This window comes from Paenibacillus mendelii, from assembly GCF_024498075.1.
Classification (GTDB): domain Bacteria; phylum Bacillota; class Bacilli; order Paenibacillales; family Paenibacillaceae; genus Paenibacillus_Z; species Paenibacillus_Z mendelii.
Genome location: NZ_JANHOF010000012.1, coordinates 123,136 through 148,869 on the forward strand (window position 1 = coordinate 123,136; position 25,734 = coordinate 148,869).

Here is a 25,734-nt window from a genome sequence, read left to right on the forward strand (position 1 = left end):
TCCTGCCTTGCTTGTGATCGAACGTTTGCTTTTGAACGACTTCTTATAGGGAGGGAATTCATATGCGAAAAACAAGCTTTATCTACGTCCTGATCACCTGTTTGTTGGGAGTGGGAATGCTCGGGGGATGGCCGGGCATTCGGGTGGCGCATGCCGCCGACTTCACGGCTACGCAGTGGCAGGCGGTGGAGATCTCGCTGACCAGCTCGGCTGGATATGCCGATCCGTTCAATGACGTGGATGTCACGGCAACCTTCACGGGGCCGGGCGGAACCGTCATTACGCGTCCGGCATTCTGGGACGGGGGCAGCGTCTGGAAGATCCGGTTTGCGCCAACGAAGACCGGCAGCTGGACGATGGTAACGACTGCAACGGATACAGCGAACGCGGGGCTGCACAATGTAACGAAGTCCGTTCAATGCGATGTTTATACCGGAACCAAGGATATTTACAAGCATGGCTTTCTGAAGGTCAGCTCGAATGGCCGTTATCTTACCTATGCGGACGGGACGCCTTTCTTCTATCTGGGCGATACCCACTGGATCTTGCCGCATGAGCGGTTCTCGACCTCGAACGCGACAGGCGTCGCTTCCCAGTTCAAGTATACGGTGGACAAAAGGGTGTCCCAAGGCTTCACCGTCTACCAGTCCGAGCCGATCTGGCAGCCGCATGGCGGCGGCACGCACTCAGGTGCAGACGAGGAGGCGGTAGCCAACCTGAGCGACGGCTTCACAAGCGCCGATCTGGCCGGCTTCGCCAATCTCGACCGCAAGTACAAGTATATCGCCGATCAAGGCCTCGTCCACGCGAACGCGCAGGTCAGCTGGGCTAATGATCCTGCAGCCTACAGCGTCTATACCCATGCCTATATGGGCAAAATCGCGCGCTATTGGGTCGCCCGTTACGGCGCTTATCCCGCTATCTGGACCATCGCGCAGGAGATCGATAAGAACATGTATGGCAATTATGACGCAACGACGATTCAGAAATGGTATGCGGTAGGCCAAGGGATCGCCGATAACGATGCCTACAATCAGCCCTTGATGCCGCATATGGAAAATACGAGCTCCACGATCGCCTCCACCTCCTGGTGGTCAAGCAAGGCGTATCATGACGGATGGGCTGTGCAATGGCAGGGTGATATGGTGGGGATGAGCATCGCCAAAGACTTCTGGAACTATCCAACCGCTAAGCCTTCGGTCATGTATGAGAGCGGGTACGACCAGTTCTGGACCGATTCCGACGGTGCGCTTGGCGCGGCATACAAGTCCTTCCAGTATGGCATCTTCGGTTACGGCTACGGGGCCGCCGGCGTATGGAACGACGTCTATTCCAAGCCGGGCGAACCGGATGATTTCGGCACGGCTTATGAGCTGCCCGCCCGCTATTACTGGTGGTACGACGGAGCCAATCTGGCGACCGGCGACAAGCTGACGTATTTCAAGAACTTCTATACCAGTCTGGAGTGGTGGAAGCTGACGCCTCGCTTCGATGACGGTGCGTGGGGCTCGTTCGCCGATGTCTCGCGGTCGCTCCTCTCGTCGGACGGGAACAGCACGTACATCGCGTTCTTCTTCAACAGCGGTACGTCCACGGGGACGTTGAAGCAGATGGACAATAGCTATCTATATACAGCCAAATGGTTCAATCCGCGGACTGGCGCCTATACCATGATCTCCAGCACTGTGCATGCCTCGGGCGGACAATGGGCGATTCCAGCCAAGCCGGATGCATCCAACTGGGTTCTACTCGTGCAAAAGACGGCCTCGGCCTCGCCGGCCAATCTGGCGTTAAATAAAACATACGCCAGTTCATCATCCTGGGATGCCAATCAGATGGCGCCCAAGGCGTTCGACCAGAACTACGTAACCGACTGGCAGGCATGCAACGGCTGCTGGAACGGTCAATGGCTGGAAGTCAATTTTGGCGTGAATACGACGTTCAATGAAGCCGTGCTGACCGAGTACAACAATCGGACGCAAGGGTTCCGCATTGAATATTGGAACGGATCAACATGGCAGACGGCTTACACGGGAACGACGATTGGCGCGACGGGCATTCCGAGATTGCTGACATTCCCGGCGGTAACGGGCAGCAAGGTCCGCATCTATTTCACGGCGGGCAATGAGCATGCGCCGATTATTTATGAATTCGAAATCTACAACCATTAACGGCGGACTCGGAAGGAAGACTTCCGTGTTGAACGCCTAATGAAGGAGTGACAACGAATTGATAGCGAAAAAACGACGGCTGGCAGGCTGGACGGCAATCATGATGGTGTTCAGTCTGCTGCTGCAGCTCATTCCCGCCGGCATCGCCTCGGCGGAGAGCGCCCTAGTGTACAGCGAACCGCCAGAGACCGCTTATCTCATCTCGAAAGGGAGTGAGGTCATCGGGCTCAGCGGAATGGAGTTCAACGACGGTGATCCGGTCAGTCTAACGGATGGCAATCCCGCCACAATGGCGGGAGGTAAAGAAACCGTTGATTTTTACTTGGATCTGGGGAGCAGGCAGCCCCTGAACTACGTGCGGATTCTGTTCAACCGGATGTGGGACGGCATCAATGAGCTCTATGTTTCGGATGACGGGGTGAATTGGGGGGAGCCCATCCTTACCAGTGACGGGGCGGATCATGAATACATGAAAGACACGGCTGCGACAGATGGGGAGAAGCAGCCCAATGAGCTCGGAGCCCTGCTGCCGGCCGGGACTGAAGGGCGGTATGTACGGCTGACGGCCAAGGGCTGGGCGAATATGTACGAGGTTGAGATCTATTCCCCACAGGAGCCACTTGTGGTTGACACGAATTATAGCGAACCGCCAGTGGGTTCGAGGATCGTCTCACAGGGTGCCGCTGTTGCCGGTTATAACGGAATGAAGTTCAACGACGGCGATCCGGTTCATATTACGGACGGCAGCCCTGCAACGATGGCGGGCGGCTACGGCAAGGTCGATTTCTACGTCGACCTCGGACGCGAGCTGGCGCTCGATTACGTTAACGTGCTGTTCAACCGGTTCTGGAACGGCACGAACAAAATCTATGTATCCAGTGATGCCGTGAACTGGACGCGGGTTATAAGCAGTGACGGAAGCGCTCATGAGTATTTGAAGGACCGGGCCGCAACGGACGGGGAGAAACAGCCTAATGAGCTCGGGGCGCTGCTTCCGGCAGGGACGAAGGGCAGGTATGTCCGGTTCACTGCCCGCGATTGGGCGAATCTATATGAATTCCGGGTGTATGCCTCCCAATCGATCTCGGTCGAACATATTGCGGTTCAGGGACCGGCGAAGCTGGAGGTCGTGAACGGCTTGTCGATGAAGCTGACGGCTGCCGTTGGGCCTGCTTCCGCCACCGATCGTTCCGTCACCTGGAGCGCAGCTCCTAAGGATGGCTCGACGGGCGATGCATCCATCGATGCGCAGACCGGCCTGCTGACCGCAAAATCGCCGGGCATTGTGACGGTGACGGCTACGGCGGCGGACGGATCGGGTATCACTGGCTCGGCGGACGTTGTTATTCTGCCCGAAGCGCAGACATGGCGCGAGCTAGAATTGGCGCTGGAGAGCGATGCAGCGTACGATAATCCGTTTCTGGATGTCGATGTGACTGCAGCATTCACGGGGCCAAGCGGTGAGGTATTGACACGGCCGGCCTTCTGGGACGGGGGCGGTACGTGGAAGGTCCGGTTCGCTCCGACAATGGCAGGCGAGTGGACGGTGACGACGGCTTCGAATCAGCCAGGCGATACGGGCTTGAACCTTAGCGAACCGATCGCGTTCACGGCCGTTTCTTACGATGGCCCGCTGGAAATTTACAAGCGCGGCTTCCTGAACGCCGAGGAAGGCAAGCGGTATCTCATGTATGGCGATGGTACACCGTTCTTCTATTTGGGTGACACGCACTGGCTGATGCCGGATGAAGATTTCGAATCCTCGAATGTCGACGGCATCGATTCGCAGTTCCGGTATGCGGTCGACCATCGTGCCAGCCAAGGCTATACCGTCTATCAATCGGAGCCGCTCTATTCGAACGGCATGGGGCTGAATGTATCGAAGGGCATCACGTCGGACAGTTTGGCTAAACTTGCCGATATCGACCGCAAATTCCAATATGTCGCGGATGCCGGACTGGTCCATGCGAACGCTGCCTTGACGTTCACGAGCGTATTGAACGTGACCGATCCCGATCTGCTGCAGCGTCTGGGGCGGTATTGGCAAGCGAGATACGGCGCGTACCCGGTGTTGTGGACGACCGCGCAGGAGATCGACCCTCTGATGGGTGGCGTCGATCCGCAGTATTGGCAGCTCGTTGCCAAGGGCATACATGACAGCGATGCCTACAAGCACCCCCTTACGGCTCATATGGCGGCGGTCGCATCCTTCGAGACGACCTGGGGCGATAAGCCCTATCATTCCTGGTTTGCGGCGCAGGTGCTGACATTGACCAAGGAGTTCTATCAGTCATTCATGGCTTACCCGGCAGTCAAACCGATCGTGACCTATGAAACGGGCTACGAGCATAACAGCACGACCACTGAATACGCGCGCAAGGCGCCGTACATTGCGTTCCAGAACGGATCCTTCGGTTTCGGCTACGGCGCGCAAGGCGTCTGGGCGATCAATCATTCCCCGGATGACTGGTTCCATTACGGTCCGTATTACCGCTGGTTCGATGGACTGAACGCACAAGCGGGAAGCCAAATGACGTACTTCAAACAGTTCTATTCGGATCTGGAATGGTGGAAGCTGACGCCGGTATTCGGCGATACGTCTTATGCGGATTTTGCAGCCCACAGCCAGTCGTTTCTGGCCGTAGACGGCAGCCGGACGTATGCGGCATATTTCGCCGACACGACGAAGAAGCGGACAGGAACGTTGAAACGGATGGCGGATACGACGTACAAGGCACAGTGGTTCAATACAAGAACGGGAGAATATACGCTCATCTCCGATCAAGTGATTCCCGAAGGCGGGCAATGGACGGTGCCCGAGAAGCCGGACGAGGAAGACTGGATGCTGCTCGTCACCTCCGCAGAATCAGCGCTCGCACCCAAGCTGATCGTATCTAGCTCGGACAATGCGACGACGATCTTCACGCAGCACGGCACACTGCAGATGTCGGCGTCTATCGCGGGCGAAGACCGGACCGGTGAAATGGACTGGAGCGTCACGGGATTGGATGGCTCCGGAACGCTGCTGGCTTCCATCGATGCAGGCGGTTTGCTGACCGCGTCGGGGAACGGTATCGTTCGCGTCATCGCTGCGGCGAAGGACGGCAGCGGAATGACATCCTCCAAGACGGTCATCATCACCCGTCAGGATCGGAGCGAGCCCCCGGCCAAGGCAACGAAAATAACGGTTAAGGATGGCGGCAACCGCCAAATGCTGGCCTATTTCGAACCGGCATATTCACTGGATCAGCGGGTGGAGTGGGCCGTCTACGAGGCGGACGGCGTCACGCCTACTGACAAGGCGCAAATCAGCGAAGTCGGCGTCGTCTATCTGCTTGAGGAAGGAACGGTGAAGGTGGTCGCGACGGCGATGGACGGCTCGGGTACGAGCGGTTCGTACGACTATACGATCAAATTCAATGACAAGATCGTCAATCCGTTGTTTGAGGGGGCGACTGTCACGGCTTCGACGACGGACTACCGCAACGATTACCGTCCGATCAAGGCGATTACGAGCAACCACGGAGATTGGGCGGGCTGGACGTCCGGTCTGAACAACGCCACATCCTATGATAACCCGCAGTGGCTTCAGGTGGCGTTCAAGGAGTCGACGACCTTCAATCATGTGGAAGTATATTCGACCAAAGGCTTCCAGATGAAGGACTTCGACGTTCAATATTGGGATGGGACGCAGTGGATCGCGCTCTACTCGGTTACAGGCAATGAATCCGAGGCGGTCAAGGCCCTCATTCCGGATGTGACGACGGAGAAGATCAGAGTTATCAGCTATAAAGGGGATGCGCTTGGGATTTCCCGCGTCAGCGCGATCGAAGTGTATCAGGATGAGCAATCCCATGATGCCAGGTTGAAGGGAATCACCGTGGGCGGCAGTCCGCTACAGGGCTTTGAACCGGGGAAAACCGGCTATGACGTGAAGCTTCCCGCAGGCACGGCAGTCGTGCCGTCCGTAATGGCGACCGCGATGGACACGAAGGCTTCGGTCACGATCGTGCAGTCTGGTTCGACATCAGGCAAGGCGACGATCGAGGTAACGGCCGAGGATGGCGTGACGAAGACTACTTATGAGGTTCGGTTGTCTGTCGAACCGGGAGGCTATTGGCCAGGTACGATAACCGGTCCGGGCTCAAGCACGGAACCGGGGACAAAGCCGGATACGGGGACGGACCCTGTCGAGGAACCTGGAACAGATGAGGAGCCGCAGCCTGGAGGCGCAGGCACTGGAGTGAAGCTGACGGATGTGCCGAGCAGCCATTGGGCGGCGGAGAGCATTCGCCAAGCCGCCCAGCTCGGCATCGTAACCGGTTATGAAGACGGAACGTTCAAGCCGGGCAAGGAGGTCAGCCGGGCGGAATTCGTCGCGATGCTGGCACGGGCATTGAAATGGCCGGCAAGCGATGCGGCCAACCTAACGTCGTTCACGGATGCAGGCAGCATTGCGAAGTGGGCAAGGCTCTACATCGCACAGGCCGTGGAGAAGAATCTCATTACCGGTTACGCCGATAGAACATTCCGGCCGGACTCGACCATGACGAGGACGGAGATGGCGGCGCTTATGGCGCGCGCAGCTGGTTTGCAGGTGACGGCGGCGGGTTCCACGCAGCCAGAGCTGTCGTTCGCGGATGCCGGACGGATTCCGCAATGGGCGATCCCTTACGTAGCGGCGGCTGCGGATGCCGGTCTGATCAAGGGCGTGGGCAATAACCGCTTCGATCCAGACGGCATCGTCACCAGAGCACAAGCGGTCACGATAATCATGGCGATGCTGAATACCGGCAAGGCGAATGGCGGGAAGTAGAAAGCCGCTGCAGGCAGGCTTGCTCGACAAGGAACCCGGACACTTGCCCGGCTTCCTCTGCAAGAAAACCCGGCATAGGCATCATTGCAAGCGCAGGCGAACCTGCCCGTACGATACCTTTGCCACGTGAAGATCCAAGATCCACAACCTCAATGGGCTGTGGATCTTTTTGTGTTGATCAAGCCCATGCTATGAGGCTTTCTTGTTGATATGTCTGTACACAAGGACTGTACTTACTGCCATCTGCCTTAACCTCAGCGCCCAGGCGCTTTCTTGGCCTTGGAGCAGGTTAAACAATAGCTACGTCCATACGCTCTTGCGTATCTTACGATTTTACGGATGCTCGCCGGATTGTCCAGCTTGGTGAACGGGCAGGGATCAGGGCGGGTATTGACCTCCAGAATCCATGGCTTCAGGCTGCGGTCCACGGCGATATCAAGTCCGAGCTCGTTCATGGCGGGGTAGACGCGGCTAAACTGAGCAGCAGTCAGCCTCGCCAATTGATTCATATGCCTCAGGAGACGAGCCGTTTTTTCTTGGCCTACAATCGGATTCATAAGCGTCCGTGCTTGAAAGATGGTGCCTCCCTGGCTCCCGTTCGAAACGATTTTTCGCGGATGGGCAACACGGGCGGCTGTTCCGGTGCATTCCCACTTCCTGGAGGGATTCTTCTGGATCATAATGCGAAAGTCAAACGGCCGACCGCTGTACCGCAGCACATGAATGCCCTTCTGGATCAGGTAGCGTCTGCTACCTATTCTCCGCTGAATGGATGTGAACATCGCTTGGAAGGTCGAAAATTCATGCTTGCGTGATCCGCTCTGATAGCGGAAGCCGCCTTCCTTTTTCTCGACCCGAATGACGCCGATCCCTTGGGAACCCGTATCCGGCTTCACGTAAACCATCCGGCAGCATTCCAGCATGGTAAGCAGCCGGTCTCGACTGAACGGCCGGGTGGACGGAACATGCCTTGCCAATTCCTTGCTGTGCAGCACGACTTTCGTCTTCGTTAGCTTGCTGGATACGGCTTGTTTGCCGCTCTTCTTCTTATTCATGGAGGCATTCCCCTCATTTCCAGAAAAAGATGTTGTTCTACCATCATACGAAGCAAGCCGGGCATTGGCGATCATCATGAAAGACTTATTTGTGGTTCAAACAACAAAGAACGCCATGCGGCAAGCCGACATATCGTATACCATCCGCAATTGTGCCGGATCTAGCTTGTCATGCACGGAGGGGAGTGAGGACCATTGACTTTGGCTTGGAAGGAAATGATCGATCTGATGGGGCAGCGCTTCCCATGGTATATCCAGCAGCTCAATTTGCAGGAGAGCCAGGGCGGGGCGGATGATGCGGCTTTGGAGCAGCTCCCGTTAATGACAGCCTCCGTTCTTGAATCTCATTATTATACGGATCGCAATCCGTTAGCGAAGCTTAACCAACTAAACCAATACCGGACCTCGGGTACGAGCTCCGGACGGCGCAAAACAATCTATTACTCGGAGCAGGATGAGGAGGCTTACCTGCGCATTAAGCTGGACGTATTCCGGGCCATTCTTGAACCCTATAACTATCGGACGGCATTAGCCGATATGGGGACGGGACATGCGGAAGCGACGGCTGTCGAGGTATTCCGCCGATTAGGGATGGAGGTCGGCTCGTTATCGTTTCAGCTGCCAATTGAGCAGCATATCGAACAATTGGAACAGGTCAAGCCGGAGGTGCTGTATACGATGCCCTCGATTATGGATCGCATCTTGCTCGCTGCGGAGGATCCGGCTGCACTGGGCATTCGTCATGTTATTCTGGTCGGCGAAATCGCTTCGCCCGGCTGGATGCGGCGGGTATCGGAACGATTGAACATTGGCGCAGAGCAAATAACGGATACGTATGGCTCTATCGAGATCGGCACAATCGCCTATTTCTCCCACCGCCATGGGCGATATTTGTTTGCGGACGGGATTATCGCCGAAGGTATAAGCGCGGAAGCGCTCGGGGAGGGAGTCGAACCGCTGTCAGCAGAAGAAGAGCAGGTGCTCGTATTGACCTCCACGGTAAGAGACTCGTTTCCCGCCTTGCGTTATGTCACCTACGATGTGGTGCGCGATCTGCGCCCAATTCTGGTGGACGGCACGCTTCGGCAAAGCTTTCAAGGCATTGTGAAACGAATCGGTCCGGACTTGAAGCATGGCGAAAAAATAAGCATCTATGACATCGAAGACGTGGTCTATCGTTATCTAAGCGAAGCCGGGGTCCGCGTGGAGGTGAGCGGGAATACGCTGCGCATCCATGTATACGGCCCGAATGCAGCGGATGAGGTGCTGGGGAGCATTCGCGAGCAAGTGGAGCACCGGATTCCCGAAATTGGCCTGATGATCAAAAACGGCATTCTGGGCAGCATTCAGGTCATCGGACGGAGCTTCGATGATTCACTTAGCCGCAGCTCCGTGAAAAACAAAAAAATATTTTTTACGTAAGGGCGGATAATTGTGAAGCTTGATGGAGGCATAACCGAAGCAATCGGCCGCACGCCGCTAATCCGGCTGCGGCACCTGTTCCGTCATGAGCCGTTCGATGTCTACGGCAAGCTGGAGTGGATGAATCCAGGAGGCAGCGCCAAAGACAGGCCTGCCTTGTATATGCTTCGCGAAGCGATCCGGCGTGGGGAGGTTACGAGCAAGAGCGTCATTGTGGAATCGAGCTCCGGCAATTTAGCCATCAGTCTGGCACAGCTGTGCCGCTACCTGGGCCTCCGATTCATCTGTGTGGTGGATCCGCGGACGACGGAGCAGCACAAGCAAATTATACGCAGCTTCGGCGGAGAGATTGATCTGGTGACGCAGCCGGATGGGCTGACGGGTGAATTTCTGCCCGCACGGATTCGCAGGGTGAAGGAGCTGCTGCAGCAGCTGCCGGGGGCGTATTGGACGAACCAGTACGGAAATCCGGACAATGCGCTGGCCCATAGAGAAACCACGATGAAGGAGATCGGTGATCAGCTTGAGACGGTCGACTATTTGTTCTGCGGGGTCAGCTCATGCGGCACGATACGCGGCTGCATGGAATATATACGAAGCCGCAAGTGGCCGACGAAGATCGTTGCGGTCGATGCGGAAGGCAGCATCCTGTTCGGCGGAGGGAGCGGGAAGAGAAGGTTTCCGGGACTTGGCGCTGCAATGATACCGGATCTATATGCGCATGATATGGCGGATCTCGTTGTAAATATATCGGATGCCGACTGCGTGCGGGGCTGCCGGGAATTAGTCCGGCACGAGGCGATCTTGGCCGGGGCGTCCTCCGGAGGCGTAATCGAGGCGATCCGCCGTCTCAGCGGCGGCATCCCGAACGGGTCTGTATGCGCTGCGATTCTTCCGGATCGCGGCGAGCGGTACTTGAATACGGTATACAATGACGAATGGGTACGACAGGAGCTGGGCTTGGAATCGATATAGTTCCTTCCTTGCATAGGGGGTGACAGGATGATTTATTTGAATGATGGCCATATCCGCGACATCGGGATGAATTGGCGGCATCTCACCGGCATCATCGAAGATGTTGTACGGACAAGTGATAGAGGGGAATGCGTCCATCCGCTGAAAACCTATTTGCGGTTTCATGATCCAGCCAATCGGATCATTGCAATGCCCGCCTTCGTAGGCGGATCTACTGAATTAGCGGGTATCAAGTGGATTGCCGGATTTCCGGGCAACGGCCGTTACGGTCTGCCTCGGGCGCATAATACGATTATTCTTAACGATACTGTGACGGGCAGGCCTGAAGCGTTCATCCATAGCGGTCTGCTGAATGGATTGCGGGCGGCGGCTGTCAGCGGGGTGATGCTGCACGCGTACATGGAAGCGAGAAGATCTGCGGATCTTAGGCTCGGCATTATCGGATGGGGACCGATCGGCCGTCTGCATCTCGATATGTGCGCGGACTTATTCGGAAGCAGGCTGAAGCAGGTCATACTGTATGATTTGAAGGGGATCGAACGAAGCACAGTACCCGAGCATCTGCGGGCAATCACGGCCATTGCGGAGGACTGGAGAGAGCTGTATCGGAATTCAAACGTAACCGCTACATGCACCGTATCGGCGGAGCGTTATATCGATGAGGTGCCGCCGGCGGGGGCACTGCTGCTTAACGTATCGCTGAGGGATTACAAGCCGGAAAGTGTTGCGAGGATAAAGTCGGTGATTGTGGACGACTGGCAGGAGGTATGCCGTGAGAACACCGATATTCAGCAGCTACATCATCAATTCGGTTTGCATGAATCCGATGTTCGCACACTGGCGGATGTCGTGTGCCGGGAGGGGTTGGCGGAGATTGCCGAGGAGGCGCCGGTATTTTTCAACCCGATGGGACTTGGTGTGTTCGATATCGCCATCGCCGGGTATTACCTCCGGCAAGCAGGGCAGCTGGGGCATGGTGTGCTGCTGGAGGACAGCGGCGATTAGCCGGCTGGAGTAGCCTGTTATCCGAAGCTGCTTGAAGGCAATCCCTCAACTGTTAACCCTGAAGTTTCTAAGCCGGATTCAGCTGAAGCTTGTCCGGCCCCTCACCGCAAACATCCACAGCCGCATAAGGTTGTGGATGTTTGTATGTCCAACGAATTCCGTCTTTCGTGAAAAAACTTGACTCTCACGTATACGGAAGACTTTATACTTAGGGTTGAGAGGGGGGAGCTTTGATGTACAGCATTGGGCAGCTGTCCGAGAAGACGAACATATCCATAAGAACGTTGAGATATTATGACGAGATCGGGCTATTAAAGCCTGCAAAGGTGGCCGAATCGGGCTATCGGTACTATTCGAATGAAGAGCTCCGAGTGCTTCAGCATATAACGGCCTTGAAGGAGCTGGGCTTTACGCTGGCCTCCATTAAGGAATTGTTGTCCGCAGGAAAAGAATCGCAGGAGGACCGCTGGAGAACGTATCTGGAATTTGAACTGGCGGCGGTGGCGGAAGAAAAGAAGCGCCTGGATGAGATGGAGAGGCTGCTGCAGACGGCAAGATATGCCTTCGAGATGAAGGGAGAGGTCGAGGCGGAGGATATCTTTCTGTTCATTAAGGCGCTGCGGTCTCCCTCGGAGCCAAGGGAAGCGTTTCTTGCCCAGCACTTCACGGATCATGAAATTAAGATCATTAAAGAACTGCCGGACTTGAGCGCCAATGATCCCCGCAACATGGAGTGGGCCAGGTTAATTCGGAAGGTGAAGGAGCATCTGCATGAGCCTCCGTCCTCTAGCGTTTCTCAGGATCTCGCGGCGCAAATCGTAGAGGTGTCCATGGCGTGGTTTCAGCAGGATGAGCAGCTCATCGACAAGTATTGGTCTTTGATTCGCCCCGAAGAAGGAATGGAAAGCAAAGTATACGGAATGGATGCCGATGTTATGAATTATATCGACTCAATCGTGGATTGGTATTTGCAGAATCCGCAGGAAGGAGACGGCGATGGCAGTCATCATGGACAAGGGGATAAGTGAGGCGCGCGCATGGACGTATGTGATATTGGGAGGCTTATTGGAGATCGTGTGGGCAAGCGGGTTCAAATACGAGTCTATCAATGGTCTTGTCGTTCTCGTTTCCCTGCTGATAAGCTTCGATTTGATTATTAGGGCCGCGAAGGTATTGCCGGTTGGTACGGTATACGCCGTGTTTGCGGGAATGGGGACGCTTGGGACGACGATCGTGGAAATCGTGATGTCTGGCGGTGCCGTAAGCGCGCTGCGAATAATATTCATCCTCCTGTTGTTAGCGTGCATCATTGGCTTGAAATTATCGGCTAAGGGAAGTGAGGCTTGATGAATTGGATGCTGCTCATTGCGGCGGGATTGTTGGAGGTTATTGGGGTAATCGGTATCAAACGTGTAGCCCATAATAACAACTGGACCAATAACATCATCCTGATCGGCGGATTCCTCATTAGCTTCCAGTTGCTCGTTGCGGCAATGGAAACCATACCGCTGGCAACGGCTTATGCGGTGTGGACAGGAATCGGAACGGTCGGAGCCGCCATTGTCGGGATGACCTTCTTCAAGGAGTCGAAGAGCTGGCTGCGCGTCGGCTGCATTATTGGCGTTATTGTCGCAGTCGTGGGCTTGAAGATGGTCAGCTAAGCAAGGATTGTGCCATTTGAATATTTTGCGGTGGCAGTGAATGAATGTGTACAGTCACGGATGCCCGCAACAGGACAACCCAGCCCGAATGAGGCTGGGTTTTTTCCTGCACGATGCGGAGAATGAAGAGTCCAATTATTTTGTTCGTGCAGATTTTAACATTTACCGCTAGAATAATTCGTATTAATGGCGTTCATGGTTTACAGCGTATAGACGAATCCTGCGAGGAGATCGTGACATGGGCAGATCTATTTTTAATAAGCTGTTATCCACCTCTTTAATCATGATTGTAAGCATTTCCATCGTCATCGGCATTATCTCGTATAGTGTTGCTGCGCGAATTCTGATCGACGAAACCGAGAAGTATTTAATTAATGAATTAAAGCAAATCGATCGAAGCTTAATGACCATTGTCGAGGATGTGAATCAATCGGCCGGTATTCTGCAGGACAATAAATCCTTAAGCCATGTCTTCGATGCTTCGGCCAAAACCTCGTTCCAGCGCTACGAGGACGCTTCTGAAGTGGAGAAATGGCTGAAGATCTCCATGTCTAACAATGATGCCATTCAGGGAATCGCCGTGCTGTCTGAGTTTCAGGACTTTTCTTCGGGCTCGAGGTTAGGTCTGCTGTCGTACGGCAAATTTAGGCAGCTCCCCATCTATCAAGAGAAGCTGCACCATTTGCAGGATGATCAATACATGCTGCTGAGGGCAGACGATATACAAGCGGCTCAAGCCCGGAATCCTAAATTAAGCAATATGGTTGAATCGGGGAATCTGATTATACTGGCGAAAAGAATCTCATCTTATCAAGTCAACGATATCATCGTTCTCTGCTACGTATCGACGGCTTCCATCATGACTAGTCCTACGGGCGGGCTCGTCTACGCAGTCGATCCCCTCAATCACGCTGCCTGGAATGCGTCCTCGGAGAAGCTGGATAATCCATACCCGTCGGTTAATTGGAGCGAAGAGAGCAAATCGGAAGGGAGTCTTACCACAGGGGATACCCGCCTGATTTATATGAAATCGAGCTTCTCCGATTGGTATATGATCAATGCCGTCTCCGAGAAGAACATCGTCCAGCCTTTACATAGCATCTTTTGGTTCATCATTCTGTGCGTCAGCATCATGATTGTTATTTGTGCGGCCACGGCTCTGATCGCCTCCCGGGGATTGACGCTGCGCATTCGTTCGATGAAGAATGCCGTTCACTTGAAGGGGATGGATATTCGTTCACCGCTGCCTGGCTTTGATCTGCAGAGCAGGGGCTTCTTGAAATGGATTCATTCCATAAGGTTCGGCAATAAACTATTCGTTTTCTATATAGGTGTCGTCATTCTTCCCATGCTTGTCCTCAGCTTGCTCTTATATCAGAAAACGGTGAACACGGTGGAAAGCCAGCTGGAGCAGTCCTTCCGCCAACCCCTCGTTCAAGCCGCTTCCGGTATCGACATGCTGATGAACCGGCATATTCGCAACGTTAAATATATGATTACGAACGCTAATGTCCAGGAGCTGCTGGTGGCGCCTGTTCCGGGGCAGACGGAAGAGTATCTGAAGAGGATGCAGGCGATTACGGATGAAATTATGAAGAAATCGACCTATCATGCGGGATTAAACAGCATCGAAATCTATAATATCAATTGGAAGCTGCTGTACTCCTCTTCGAATATTAACGAGAGGAATTCATGGGAAGCGCCTTACTTGAAGCAGAATATGACATGGGTCGATACGTATTCCGATGCCTTTCAGAACAAGGTATTCTCCTTGATTCATGAAATTAAGGGGAACATCCTGTTCAAGGAAGGGTTTGCCGTACCAATCGGATACATCAAGCTGAACATCAATGAAACGTTATTAAGCCAAGTCTATAAGGACGTCCGGATAAGCGATAAAGGCATCATCTATATCAAGAACAGGGACGGTCTCATTCTTTCATCGAACGATATGCAATTGATTAACTCACATGAAGATCAAATTCCGCTTCTATCAACCGGAGATAAGGTGCTCATGGCCGATAAGGATCTCACCTTCAGCGAGTGGAGCATTCATGCGATTGTCCCCGAAGGTGAGCTGCTCGGCTCCAAGTACGATCTGATCCTCTATAATCTGATTGTCATCTCGATGATGACACTTGTTCTGGTCATTGTAAGCATGTTAAGCTCCCGTGCATTCGTGAGGCCGGTCCAATCGCTTATGCAGGTCATTCGGGAAGTGAAGGAGGGCAATTTCGGCTCCCGGTTTCGCGAGAAGAGCGGAGATGAGATCGAAATTCTGGGCCATAGCTTCAACGGGATGCTGGACCGGCTGCAGGGTCTCATCGAAGAGATTACCCAATCCAAGAATCGTGAACAGGAGATGGAGACGAAGAAGCGGGAAGCGGAATTAAACGCACTGCAATCGCAAATCAATCCCCATTTTCTGTACAACACCTTCGAATCGATCAACTGGCTCGTTATTCAGAACGAGAACGATAAAGCGGTAACCATGATGACCTCGCTTGCCGATCTGTTCCGGATCGGGATTAACCGGGGGCAGAATATCGTCGGATTGGATGAAGAGCTGCAGCATGCGGAAGCGTACATTACCATTCAGAAAATCCGTTATAACGAGAAGCTTAATGTGCAGTGGAATACTCAAGTCGATCCGAAACGCTATAAAACGATGAAGCTGGTGCTGCAGCCGATTATTGAGAATGCGATCTACCATGGGATCGAGCTGATGGAGGATGCGGGAACCATCGAGATCGGCGGCTATATCGAGGATAACCGGCTATACCTGCAAATTATCGACAATGGTCTGGGCATTCAGACGGAGAGGCTGTCGGAGCTGCGGGAGCGCTTCAGCAACTGGTACTCTGAACCGTCGCGCAGCATCGGATTATTGAATGTAAATGAGCGGATCAAGCTGATGTTCGGCGATGAATACGGTCTGCGAATCACGAGTAAGGTGAATGAAGGGACAATCGTTACCGTCGTACTGCCTGTCGTCCATAGAGATGAAGAATAAGGGGGATATCGGATGAACAAGCTGTTTATTGTTGAGGATGAGGCCATCATACGCAAAGGCCTGGTGAGCAGCATTCAATGGGAGAATTGGGGGTTCGCCGTATGCGGCGAAGCCGTCAATGGGAGAAAGGCATTGGACTACATTATGCAGAACGATGTGGATGTTATTATGACCGATGTACGCATGCCCGTCATGGACGGATTGGAGCTGGCACGGTTGGTCAAAGCCGCGAAGCCGGACGTGAAGATCGTCGTGCTGACGGGCTTCAGCGACTTTGAATACGCCCGGCAATCGCTCGAATACGGGGTATTTCAGTACATTCTCAAGCCTTTAAAGCGGGAGAAGCTGGCAGAGGTCTTTCTCCAATTGAGGGAGTTGCTCGATAAGGAGCAGCGGGAGCGTGAGGAGAAGAATGCCTTGCTCCAGGCAGTGGCGGAAAGCCGGTCCATCCTCCTGCAGAAGCAACTGAGCGATTGGGTGCATGGACGCAGCGTGAACAAGCTGAATATGGAAGCCTTTACCGGAGCGTCGCAAGGGGAGATCAGCTATGTGTGCGCGGTAGTCGATATCGATAACTTGGGAAGCTATGAAAGCAAGCTTGAAAGCGGATTCAACAAAGAGGCATGGCTGCATATGCAGGATGCAATCTCGCAGGCCTCTCATCCACTGGACGGGGATGCGACGTTGAGCGGGGTTGACGATCAAGGACGGCTGGTCTTACTGGTACAAATGGGTGACGGAGAAATGGCGGAAGCGGAAGCATTAGACAGGGTCGCGAAATCGCTAGGCACATTATTGGATTTGCTCCCGGCCGTATGGAACGGAGCTTCATTCTCGGCGGGAATCGGCGGTCTGGTGAAGGAGGCGGAGCGCGTGCCTGTCTCGTATAGACAAGCAAGCGAAGCATTGGATTATCGTTTCTACAGCGGGCCGACTTCCATGAATATGATTCATGATGTGCCCCCGCTGGTTGGGCTGACCCCGCAGCAATTTCAGTTCATCAAGCAGGCCGAGAAAAGACTGATGACGTATATCTCGCTTGGCAGCGGCGACCTGGATCTTATCTTCGAGGACATGTTTGCTGAAATAGCGGAGCAGCGGAACATTCCCTACACCACGGTTAAACATGCAGCAGCTCAAACGCTCTATTCGGTATGCGGCTATGTGTCGGAGCAAGGCAGCGAGTGGGAAATGAATATCATGGACGATATCGCGATGACCGCCCTTACCGATCTGGAGCATATCCTGTCCTTCGCCAAACGGAAAATAAAAGAGATCAAAGACGAGATCGATCGGGCTGACCCGGGCGCAGGCCGCAATCTGGTTCGTCAGGCGAAGGAATATGTGGGCGAGCATTATATGAATGATATTGTCTTGGCAGATATAGCGGCCCGGCTATATGTTAATCCTTCTTACTTTAGCTGGTTGTTCAAGCAGGAGACGGGGCTTACCTTTACGACGTACCTTAGCCAGATCCGCATGGATCAGGCTAAGGTTTTACTCAAGCAAGATAAGCAGAAGGTGTATGAGGTGGGACAATCGGTCGGTTACAACGACTACAGGCATTTCTGTAAAATGTTCAAGAAGATTGAGGGCATCTCTCCCAAGGAGTTCAAGCAAAGAGGAAAGTGAAGGAGCTAAAAATACGACACATAATCTAGAATGAGGTGCATATTTGTTTTCCTCCCATTCCCTTATATTTAGCCAATGGGGTACGTTTGAGCTAGAGAAAGGGGAAGGGTGAGGGTTGATAAGTCATATAAGCAAACAAAAGATGCTGTATCTCATGCTGCTGCCGGGTGTCATCTATCTGATTATATTCAGCTATGCCCCGATGTATGGAATTGTTCTTGCATTCAAGGATTTCAGTATTATTAAAGGGATTATGAACAGTCCCTGGGTGGGAATGAAGCACTTCGAGAAGCTATTCGCAGATTCTTATTTCCAGACCGTCACATGGAATACGTTGAAAATCAGTCTGCTGCGGCTGTTATTCGGATTTCCGGTTCCCATAATATTGGCCCTGATGCTCAATGAAGTTCGAAAGACGGCTTTTAAACGCACGATTCAAACCGTTATTTATCTGCCTCATTTCATCTCTTGGGTCATCATTGCCGGGATATTAAAGGTGTTCCTTACCACGGAGAGCGGAATCGTCAATCAGGTCATTCAGCTATTCGGCTTTGAGCCCATCCCATTCTTGACCAGCAATACCTATTTTGTTCCCATGCTGATTGTCTCGGACATCCTGAAGGAGGCCGGGTGGGGAACGATCATTTATTTGGCAGCGCTTGCAGGCGTCGACCCCGAACAATACGAAGCTGCCATGATCGACGGTGCAAACCGCTGGAAAAGATTGATCTATATTACGCTTCCGGGTATCTCGGTTGCCATCAGCATCATGTTGATCCTGAGTCTGAGCGGCATACTAAACGCGGGCTTCGATCAAATATTCAATCTGTACAGCCCGCTAGTCTATGAATCGGCCGATATCATCGACACGTATGTGTTCCGCATCGGATTGTTATCCGGGAAATACAGCTTGGCGACGGCACTGGGATTGTTCAAATCCTTAATCGCCTTAATCCTGATTCTCATTACAAATAAAATCGCCAAAGCGTTGGGGGGATCGGGCATATGGTAGATCCCAAGCAATCGCCACGACACCTGACGGAGCGCCCCCTCAAACGAAAATCGCGTTCCGGTTCAATGAACATCGGCGAATTCCTATTTAACGTATGCAACTACGGACTGTTGGCCTTCTTCGGATTGGTCACGATCCTTCCCTTCTGGCATGTGTTCGTCGTATCGATTACAAGCTACCAGTCTTATTTGAATAATAAGTTCATCATGTTCCCGGTCGATATCTCGTTCTCTTCCTATGGCGTTCTTCTGAGCGATCCGAAGATTCACCGGAGCTTTCTGATTACGGTGTTTATTGTGATGGCCTCTACATTGCTTCACTTGGCCATTACCGCCATCACCGCCTATCCGCTTTCCCGCTCGTATTTGAAGGGCCGGAACGCCATGATGCTGTTTATCATCATTACGATGCTGTTCAGCGGGGGATTGATTCCACACTATTTGTTAATCAAATATTTGGGTCTCCTTAACAACATACTGGTCTACATTATTCCGGGAGCGTTCTCCGGCTTTAGCGCCATCTTGATGCTGAATTTCTTCAAGCAGATTCCCGACAGCTTGGAGGAAGCGGCGAGAATCGACGGAGCGGGGCATCTGTACATTCTCGTCAACATATTCATCCCGTTATCGATGCCGATTATTTCTACATTGGCCCTATTCTATGGAGTCGGCAAATGGAATGATTGGTTTACGGCGGTTATTTTCGTCGATAAAGCGAGCTTGTATCCGATCCAAAATATACTTCGGGAGTTTCTCATTCTCGGGAATATGGATACGATCGGCAAGGGCATGTTCGAGAGCGATTCATACAAGCTGATTATCAACATTAAGATGGCGATCATTATGGTAGCGACGCTGCCGATCATCCTTGTCTACCCGTTTATGCAGAAGCATTTCGTAAAGGGTGTTTTGTTAGGCTCTATTAAACAATAAGTGAAACAATACGGAGGGGTTCAGATGAAAAGAAAGTGGGTCATGACAGCTTTAATCGCAGTGATGATGACCAGTATGGTGCTTGGCTGCTCGAGCAACGGCGGCAATAAAGTCAATGAAACCACTTCAAATTCGCCGTCCCCGCAATCGAATGAGGAAGGGACTGAGCCGAAGCAAGAGAAGGTTGAATTGTCGATGTATGCGCATGATTTTCAGAAGTGGGACGGCGTTACGAATGACAGCATTCTGAAGGAGCTGGAGAACAGGTTCAATGTCTCGTTAAGCAGGCAGGGGGCGCCATGGGAAGGGTGGATGGAGAAGCTTGCGCTTAAGATCAATACCGGCGAAGCACCGGATCTATTCTTCTATCTCACTACGATGCCCGAATATAAAAGCTGGGTAGACAGCGGCGTTGTTCTGGAGCTCGATAAGTATCTGGACAAGGCGCCGAATCTGAAGAAGCTGCTGGATAACGGGCTATATAAGAATCTGAAAATCAATGGCCATTATTATTTCGTACCGGTCGTTACCGTATCCAACAATCATGCGATTTATTACCGCAAGGATTGGCTCGACAAGCTGCAATTAGAGGAACCGACGAATATCGAGCAATTCACGGCTATGATCAAAGCCTTCACGGAGAATGATCCCGACGGCAACAACAAGAAGGATACGGTCGGCATGACGGCCTCCAAGATTAGAGACTGGTTGAACGTGATCTATACCGGTTTTGGCGTGAAGCCGGAATGGAACCTGAATGAAGCAGGCGAGTACGAACCGGGGTATGCGACCGAATCGTACAAACAGTTCCTGGCTTGGATGCAGGAGCAGTACAAAGCCGGATATATCCAGAAGGAATATTTCCTGAATGATGATGCGCAGAAGGAAGAGGCCTTCTATTCCGGCAAAGCCGGCGTCATGATTACTAACAGCGGCGTGAAGGCCGACGGCGTTATTGAACAAATCGGTCTCGTTAACCGGGATGCGGTCGTCGATGTACTGACACCTCCAGATGGACCGGGCGGACCGGGCGGCGTACATTCCTTCGGCGGCTTCTGGGGAGGATGGAGCATCTCCTCACAGACGAAGGATCCGGAAAGAGTGGTGCAGCTGCTGGATTATATTTATAGTCCCGAAGGAAGGAACCTCACTTATTTCGGTATTGAGGGCGTGCATTATACCAAGGATGGGGAAACCATCGTTCCCAACCTGGAGAACAGAGCGAAGGAGCCGGCAGATACATTTGCGCCGGTCGGCGGAGAATTAAAGGGATTGTACAACGTAGGTCAATACTTCGGGAATCTGTTCCAATTCAACGGGGACAAAATTGAGGTGCTGAGCAACAACGGGTTCAATAAAAATCCAGAGATTGCAGACAAGCAAGACGCCTATATTAACAAAAATCTAGTCATGTCCGACATAGCCAACGTGCTTGACTTCCCGGCGGAATTCTCGGAGATCGGCCAGAAGCTGCTTGATATTGCCGAGCGGTATTCCATTATGATCGTCAGTGGCGAGAAGGAAGTCGATGCAGGCTGGGCGGAAATGATCAAAGAGATGAACGACGCGGGATATGCGAAAACACAGCAGTACGTAAAAGAAACCATGAGCAATCTGAAATAATCGGCGAATGAACCGAGGAAGGAGAGAGCCCTTAGCTCCATCCTTCCTCGGTTGTTTGTCTGATTACAGATCGGAGAATCGAGGGGATCGTTATGAAGTTATCGTTATGGTTCTCCCTGCTGGTCGTTGCTCTGCTCTGCGGGTGTGAAGGGTCGAAGGATGAACCGGTTACGCAGAATACCTACTATATAAGTTCTTCGGATCCTAATGCGGACGACAACGGCCCCGGTACGGTGGAGGAGCCTTGGCGGACATTAAGCAGAGCCTCGTCCCAGACCTTCCTGCCTGGACAATCGGTTATGTTAAAGCGCGGGGATACCTGGGTTGGAGAAACGTTATATTTGCGGGGGAGCGGCACATCCGCCAATTGGATTACGTTATCGGCTTACGGCACGGGAGAACGGCCGGTTATCTCTCCCTATGCTTCACCGGAAGCGATCTCGGCTTCCTATCCGGATGATGCAGCCAAGAACGGCCTATTGTACGCGATCAAGCTGGAAAGTACGGCGGGCTGGAGGATTATAGGGCTTGAGATTGCGAATTCCAAAAGTGGAATCGTCTATGTAAACGGGGATGAAGGCGTGCGTGACGGTCTTTGGGTGGAGGATTGCTATATCCACGATATTACGAACTGGCCGCTTACGCCGTATCCAGCAGCGGAGAATCGGGTGCCTGAGCTCGTGATCATGCCATATTCGGTTGGTATATTTACCTTCCTGAATTCGGGAGAACGGCTTCAGAATGTGACGATCCGAAACTGTACGTTCGAAAGAACGGATGCACCGCTGGAAATCCGACATGCGGACCATGTTGAAGTCGATTCGATCACGGCTACGGACTCTTACCGTGAAGGCGTTATCTTTACCGGGATTAACTATGATCATGCCGGTCAGCCAAAGGGCAGCTTCACGAATAGTCAAATTTTGCGCACTGGCAGTCATGGCATGACTTGGGGGACGGCCGGGCTGGCGCTGAATGCCGTCCATCAATTCACCGTTGATAATGTAGAAATCGCCTATACGGTTTCGCCCGACTCGCCTGACGGCGTAGGCATCGATTACGAAGGGCTGAATAAAGATGTCACGGTGCAGAACAGTTACATTCATGACAATGACGACGAGGCCGTCATGTATTACCGCAACCCGCAATGGTCTAACGGGATCGAGAATGTCAATACCAGCTTGATCAATAACCGCTTCGTGAATAACGGGATCAAGCAGGACGGCAAGCTTCACGCTGCTTTTCTCGTCCATGCCAACAATTTGGACAATGGGGGGACCCTCTCCGGGAATACGATTGTGTTAAAGGATCTCCAGCAGCCATTGAACATGATCGCGGAGATGACGCCGCAATTCAATGAGTACTGGCCGGGCCGCATCAATCAAGAATCCTATCATATCCAAGACAATCGCATTCAACTGAGCGATGGCAGAACCGTAAACGATGCTTCTGCGGGCTACTCCAACATCCAGGGTGGTAACGGGTGGCATTACGAGCAGGTGAAAGAAGGAATACGCTCGGCGATGAGCTGGGATCGCGGCTCGGGACAATGGAAGGGAGCGACGGGTAAGATCGTCATTAGCGATCATGAGATGCAAACGGCTGGGGGAATTGATGCCCTGCGCGAGTGGATCTCTCCGATTGAAGGTGAGATCACCATAACCGGGAAGGTGCAGCTATCCGCCGGTTCAACTGCATCAGCACAAGTAAGCATTCTTAAAAACAACGACATGCTATGGGACGAAGCGGTGAAGGGAAGTAAGAAGGCACAGCATGAACTGAGCCTCTCCGTAAAAGCCGGGGATGTCATTTCCTTCGTCATCCGTGCAGCGGATGAAGCCGCCGTGGATTGGAATCCGCGTCTTGTAACGCCATAAACACGAATGATCAAATCGAGCTGTGCTTGATCGATTAGGGGAGAGTCGGAATGAAAGATGTTGGAATGCCTGTCGCCGCAGGCCTGCTCGAACAGTTTAAACAGCCGTCCACGGCGTACCGCTCACTCCCGTTCTGGTCATGGAATGACCGGATGTCGGCAGATGAGATCAAGGCGCAAATTCAAGAGATGAGTAAGCAGGGGATGGGAGGGTTCTTCATGCACTCCCGTGAAGGACTCGAAACCGAATATATGGGCGAGGAATGGATGGCCTGCATTCAGGCCGCTGTTGCCGAAGCCAAAGCCGCCGGGATGAAGGCGTGGCTGTACGATGAAGACCGCTTCCCATCCGGAGGAGCGGGAGGATCGGTGCCCAGACTTGGAGGTGATGCTTACCGCTCCAAGGCGCTAACGATGGAGGTAACCGCCGGACATAAACAAGAGGTTACTAGCGGTATCATCGCTATATTTGCGGCATCGGTTGAAGGGGATGTTCTTCACCATTGCCGTCAGGTGGAGCAAACCGATCCGGATCTCTTACTGGATGGGGAAGTATGGCTCGTCTTACGGAGGGAAATATCAGGTCCCTGCGAGTGGTTTAATGACGAGTCACCCGTCGATAATCTCAATCCGGATGCGGTGGCGGCTTTTATCGAGGGCACGCATGAGCCTTATAAAGCGGTAATAGGCGATGAATTCGGCAAAACCGTTCCCGGCATTTTCACCGATGAGCCGAGCATCGCGGATTTTCACTCCGTATATACACGGCCTTGGCTCCCATGGACGGATGAATTTGCATCTTATTTCCAGGAAAGAAGAGGGTATGAGCTGGAGCCGTTGCTTCCGTATTTATTCTTCCATGGCGAGCACTCGGCGAAGACGAGGCATGATTACTGGAGAACGATTACGGACCGGTTCTGCGCAGCATACTCGCAGCAGCTCGGCCAGTGGTGCGAGGACAATGAAATTGCTTATACGGGGCATTATTTAATCGAACACAATTTGGGTATCGGGACGAGGGTGAGCGGTGCCATCATGCCTCACTACCGCTACCAGCAAGTTCCGGGGATCGATCTGCTGGGCGAGCAGGCGGATGAGTATATAACCGTAAAGCAGTGTACCAGCGTAGCCAATCAATACCGCCGGCCGGTCGTGCTGTCGGAGATGTACGGCTGCTGCGGGTGGGATTTCACCTTCGAAGGGCAGAAATGGGTGGGCGATTGGCAGTTTGCCTTGGGGGTTAACGTACGCTGCCAGCACTTATCCTTATACAGCCTCAAGGGGTGCCGCAAGCGGGATTTCCCTCCGGTATTTAACTACAATACGAGCTGGTGGAAATACAATCATGTGACGGAGGATTACTTCGCCCGGATCTCCGCCGTGATGACGGAAGGAATAGCGGTCAGGGATGTGCTTGTCATCCACCCGTCCTCTACCCTATGGACGATGATCGGCTGCGATCCTTATGTGTATAAGGGCTGGGAGGATCCCAATCTGCTTCGCGCCAACCGTTATGAAGAAGGGTTCGATAAGTTAATCCGGACGATGCTCGGCTTCCACTATGACTTTGATTTCGGTGATGAAACGATTATTGAAGAGAAGGGTCATGTGACGGACGGTTCATTCTTCGTGAATTATGCCGGCTATCGGGTTGTTGTGCTTCCAAGGCTGCATACTCTGCTGGGGAGTACGATGAAGCTGCTGCTGGCATTCATGGATGCGGGCGGTACGGTGATCTCGGTGGGGCAAGGAATTACCAGAATAGACGGTGAGCTCTCGGATGAGGTTTATACCTTATATTCGCATGAAGGGATGCGAATCGTTGGGAATGAAGCGGAGCTCTGCTCGATGCTGGAGAGTGTATTGCCCCGTCAGGTTAGCATCCGCAGGAGAACGTCGGGCGAAGCGCCCGAGTTTCTGTACTATTTGAAAGAAATGCCGGATTGCTATGCCTTGTTCGTTGTGAATAACGACCGGAATGCGGGGCAAGAGGTGGAGATTGCGCTGGCCCGCGTCGGGCGCCTGGAGCAATGGGATTTATTGACGGGAGAGACGAAGGAAATGGGGGCGGAGATTCGCAAGGATGGGATGAGCTTCATCGCTAATTTCGGTCCGGCAGGCTCCAGGCTGTATGTGATCCATAAGGATTCGCAGCCGAAGGCAGCGTTAAGCACATTTTCTTACGCGCAAACCCATGAATTACGTCTATGCGATGCGATGCTGGGACCGGTCAGCACGTTCAGTCGGACGATGCCTAACGCCCTGCTCTTGGATACATGCTCCTATCGACTGGAAGAAGACGATTGGTCGGAGACAATGTTCGTATGGGAGGCACAGAAGCATGTACGGGATTTGCTTGGCATGCGTCAGGTTCACTACAATGGGCTGCCTCAAAGATACAAGTGGATCGATGAACCCCATCCGGCTAACGAAACGCGGATAGCGCTGCGTTACAGCTTTGAAGTTCAAGCGGTTCCCGAACGCGATGTGTTCCTGGTTCTCGAGCAGGCGGAGCAGTGATTGGGGCTTACAGGGGTATTT

The 25,734-nt window shown here is 53.0% G+C and carries 16 protein-coding genes; 15 read left to right on the forward strand and 1 reads right to left on the reverse strand.

Annotation, left to right across the window (positions count from 1 at the left end; translation table 11 throughout):
• The first annotated feature begins 62 nt into the window (after positions 1-62).
• A complete protein-coding gene (locus NNL21_RS26655; protein WP_204821356.1) occupies positions 63-2,171 on the forward strand; it encodes an apiosidase-like domain-containing protein in 2,109 nt (702 codons plus the stop codon).
• Between the two features lie 58 nt (positions 2,172-2,229).
• A complete protein-coding gene (locus NNL21_RS26660; RefSeq protein ID WP_204821355.1) occupies positions 2,230-6,987 on the forward strand; it encodes an S-layer homology domain-containing protein in 4,758 nt (1,585 codons plus the stop codon).
• Between the two features lie 254 nt (positions 6,988-7,241).
• Here NNL21_RS26660 and NNL21_RS26665 read toward each other — a convergent pair whose 3' ends face one another.
• Positions 7,242-8,042 carry a YheC/YheD family protein gene (locus NNL21_RS26665; protein ID WP_204821354.1) on the reverse strand — a complete coding sequence of 267 codons (801 nt, stop codon included), beginning with the start codon at positions 8,040-8,042 and terminating at the stop codon, positions 7,242-7,244.
• Positions 8,043-8,237: 195 nt separating this feature from the next.
• Here NNL21_RS26665 and NNL21_RS26670 point away from each other — a divergent pair, with 195 nt between their 5' ends.
• From NNL21_RS26670 to NNL21_RS26730, 13 genes are all read left to right on the forward strand, one after another.
• Positions 8,238-9,464 (forward strand): phenylacetate--CoA ligase family protein, encoded by a 1,227-nt coding sequence (locus NNL21_RS26670; RefSeq protein ID WP_256555492.1) that lies wholly within the window; start codon positions 8,238-8,240, stop codon positions 9,462-9,464.
• Positions 9,465-9,476: 12 nt separating this feature from the next.
• Entirely contained in the window at positions 9,477-10,439 is a 963-nt protein-coding gene (gene sbnA, locus NNL21_RS26675; RefSeq protein ID WP_309145357.1) for a 2,3-diaminopropionate biosynthesis protein SbnA, read from the forward strand.
• A gap of 27 nt (positions 10,440-10,466) precedes the next feature.
• Positions 10,467-11,444: a 2,3-diaminopropionate biosynthesis protein SbnB gene (locus NNL21_RS26680; RefSeq protein ID WP_204821353.1), complete on the forward strand. Its 978-nt coding sequence runs from the start codon at positions 10,467-10,469 to the stop codon at positions 11,442-11,444.
• A gap of 233 nt (positions 11,445-11,677) precedes the next feature.
• The gene (locus NNL21_RS26685) at positions 11,678-12,472 is read left to right on the forward strand and encodes a MerR family transcriptional regulator (RefSeq protein ID WP_204821352.1); all 795 of its coding nucleotides are present in this window, start codon (positions 11,678-11,680) and stop codon (positions 12,470-12,472) included.
• On the forward strand, positions 12,441-12,791 hold the full coding sequence (locus NNL21_RS26690; RefSeq protein WP_256555493.1) for a DMT family transporter: 351 nt from the start codon (positions 12,441-12,443) through the stop codon (positions 12,789-12,791). Before NNL21_RS26685 ends, NNL21_RS26690 begins: the two co-directional genes overlap by 32 nt.
• On the forward strand, positions 12,791-13,105 hold the full coding sequence (locus NNL21_RS26695) for a DMT family transporter (RefSeq protein ID WP_204821351.1): 315 nt from the start codon (positions 12,791-12,793) through the stop codon (positions 13,103-13,105). Before NNL21_RS26690 ends, NNL21_RS26695 begins: the two co-directional genes overlap by 1 nt.
• Before the next feature lie 238 nt (positions 13,106-13,343).
• Positions 13,344-16,118, forward strand: coding sequence for a sensor histidine kinase (locus NNL21_RS26700; RefSeq protein WP_204821350.1), 2,775 nt, complete (start codon positions 13,344-13,346; stop codon positions 16,116-16,118).
• A 12-nt stretch (positions 16,119-16,130) separates the two neighbouring features.
• Positions 16,131-17,750, forward strand: a complete 1,620-nt coding sequence (locus tag NNL21_RS26705) for a response regulator (protein ID WP_204821349.1) — start codon at positions 16,131-16,133, stop codon at positions 17,748-17,750.
• Between the two features lie 115 nt (positions 17,751-17,865).
• Positions 17,866-18,762 carry an ABC transporter permease gene (locus NNL21_RS26710; protein WP_256555495.1) on the forward strand — a complete coding sequence of 299 codons (897 nt, stop codon included), beginning with the start codon at positions 17,866-17,868 and terminating at the stop codon, positions 18,760-18,762.
• The gene (locus NNL21_RS26715) at positions 18,756-19,694 is read left to right on the forward strand and encodes a carbohydrate ABC transporter permease (protein WP_204821348.1); all 939 of its coding nucleotides are present in this window, start codon (positions 18,756-18,758) and stop codon (positions 19,692-19,694) included. Before NNL21_RS26710 ends, NNL21_RS26715 begins: the two co-directional genes overlap by 7 nt.
• Positions 19,695-19,718: 24 nt before the next feature.
• Positions 19,719-21,317, forward strand: a complete 1,599-nt coding sequence (locus NNL21_RS26720; RefSeq protein WP_204821347.1) for an extracellular solute-binding protein — start codon at positions 19,719-19,721, stop codon at positions 21,315-21,317.
• A 92-nt stretch (positions 21,318-21,409) separates the two neighbouring features.
• Positions 21,410-23,194: a right-handed parallel beta-helix repeat-containing protein gene (locus tag NNL21_RS26725; protein ID WP_204821346.1), complete on the forward strand. Its 1,785-nt coding sequence runs from the start codon at positions 21,410-21,412 to the stop codon at positions 23,192-23,194.
• Between the two features lie 50 nt (positions 23,195-23,244).
• On the forward strand, positions 23,245-25,713 hold the full coding sequence (locus NNL21_RS26730; protein WP_256555496.1) for a glycosyl hydrolase: 2,469 nt from the start codon (positions 23,245-23,247) through the stop codon (positions 25,711-25,713).
• Positions 25,714-25,734: the final 21 nt, after the last annotated feature.

Excerpts from the sequence above, each read along its gene's own strand:
- NNL21_RS26655 (WP_204821356.1), top strand. The coding sequence starts at position 63 with ATGCGAAAAACAAGCTTTATCTACGTCCTGATCACCTGTTTGTTGGGA.
- NNL21_RS26665 (WP_204821354.1), bottom strand. The coding sequence starts at position 8,042 with ATGAATAAGAAGAAGAGCGGCAAACAAGCCGTATCCAGCAAGCTAACG.
- NNL21_RS26680 (WP_204821353.1), top strand. The coding sequence starts at position 10,467 with ATGATTTATTTGAATGATGGCCATATCCGCGACATCGGGATGAATTGG.
- NNL21_RS26685 (WP_204821352.1), top strand. The coding sequence starts at position 11,678 with ATGTACAGCATTGGGCAGCTGTCCGAGAAGACGAACATATCCATAAGA.
- NNL21_RS26690 (WP_256555493.1), top strand. The coding sequence starts at position 12,441 with ATGGCAGTCATCATGGACAAGGGGATAAGTGAGGCGCGCGCATGGACG.
- NNL21_RS26695 (WP_204821351.1), top strand. The coding sequence starts at position 12,791 with ATGAATTGGATGCTGCTCATTGCGGCGGGATTGTTGGAGGTTATTGGG.
- NNL21_RS26700 (WP_204821350.1), top strand. The coding sequence starts at position 13,344 with ATGGGCAGATCTATTTTTAATAAGCTGTTATCCACCTCTTTAATCATG.
- NNL21_RS26705 (WP_204821349.1), top strand. The coding sequence starts at position 16,131 with ATGAACAAGCTGTTTATTGTTGAGGATGAGGCCATCATACGCAAAGGC.
- NNL21_RS26715 (WP_204821348.1), top strand. The coding sequence starts at position 18,756 with ATGGTAGATCCCAAGCAATCGCCACGACACCTGACGGAGCGCCCCCTC.
- NNL21_RS26720 (WP_204821347.1), top strand. The coding sequence starts at position 19,719 with ATGAAAAGAAAGTGGGTCATGACAGCTTTAATCGCAGTGATGATGACC.
- NNL21_RS26725 (WP_204821346.1), top strand. The coding sequence starts at position 21,410 with ATGAAGTTATCGTTATGGTTCTCCCTGCTGGTCGTTGCTCTGCTCTGC.
- NNL21_RS26730 (WP_256555496.1), top strand. The coding sequence starts at position 23,245 with ATGAAAGATGTTGGAATGCCTGTCGCCGCAGGCCTGCTCGAACAGTTT.